The following is a 1285-nucleotide window of genomic DNA, read 5'->3' as shown; positions in this document are numbered from 1 at the left end:
TCTCCACGGTGATGGGAAGGTGGGCGAACCCACGCACATTGGACGAATGAACCCGTGCGATCCCGGATTCGAGGACGTCGTAGGACCGCACCCGGGAGCCGAACTCGTGCAGGGCGACGGTCGCTTCCAGCCGCGCCAGATGCGCGCCCAGACAGAAATGCACTCCCGCACCGAAACTCGCCAGCCCGGACTTGTCGGCACGATCGATACGGAAACTGTCACCGTCGTCGAACACCGCCGGATCACGATTGGCCGAACCGATCAGCAACAGCACCTTCGCCCCCGCCGGAATCACTCCATCGTAGTAGGCCAGGTCTTCCGTCGCGGTACGCGCGACCATCTGACTGGAGGTGTCATACCGCAGCGTCTCCTCCACCCAATCCGCCACCAGGTCACCGTCCGCGACGACCTTCGCGTACTCCCCCGGGTTACGCGCACCCCAATACAAAGCATTACCCAGCAATTTCGTGGTGGTCTCGTTCCCCGCCACCACCATCAAGAACAAGAAACCGATGATCTCCTCATCGGTGAGTGTGTCACCGTCGATCTCGGCATCCAGCAACGCCGAAGTCAGATCATCCCGCCGGGCACGCCGACGCTCGGCCACCATCTCGGCGTAATAGCCCAGCAACTTCATCGACGCTTCCGCCGCCGCCATCGGGACATCCAGCACACCGTCCTCCCGGTGCACCACCAAATCCGCCAACCGGCGAATCTCCACCCGGTCCGCGACCGGCACCCCCATCAACTCGGAGATCACATCCATCGGCAACTTGCCCGCGACCTCATCGATCCAATCGAACGAGCCACCGGCCAACGCCGATTCCAGATACGACAGCGTCAACTCCCGGATCCGCACTTCCATCTCCGCCACCCGTTTCGGCGTGAACCCCTTGAACACCAGCCGCCGCATCCGCATATGCCGCGGATCGTCCATCGCCAGAAACGACATCACCCGATGCGCGTGCGGCCCCCACGCCGCCGGATCCAGCGACACCCCATTCGCACTCGACAAACGCACACTGTCCCGAAACGCCGCGACCACATCCACGTGCCGCGACAACGCCCAGAAGCCCAAAGACGCATTGTGATACAGCGGCGCCTCCTCCCGCAGCCGCCGATACGTCGGATACGGGTCCTCGTGAAACCCGTAGTCATACGGATCGAACGTCACCGGCTCCACCGCGGCAGTCATCGCCCACACTCCGAAACCGATAACACGTTCCCAACGGGAAGCAGCCCGGCTTCCACTCGCAGAGACACATAGCTGGACATGTGTCTGGAC

1 protein-coding gene is annotated in these 1285 nt (G+C 62.9%); it reads right to left on the bottom strand.

Annotation, left to right across the window (positions count from 1 at the left end):
• Window positions 1-1195, bottom strand: a 1195-nt coding sequence (locus ON29_RS13820) for a cytochrome P450 (protein ID WP_040866667.1), incomplete at its 3' end; no start/stop codon positions are given.
• Window positions 1196-1285 lie beyond the last annotated feature (90 nt).

This window comes from Nocardia exalbida NBRC 100660 (assembly GCF_000308575.1).
GTDB lineage: Bacteria > Actinomycetota > Actinomycetes > Mycobacteriales > Mycobacteriaceae > Nocardia > Nocardia exalbida.
Note: the sequence above shows the minus strand (reverse complement) of the source record. Positions and strands in the feature narration are given on the sequence as shown.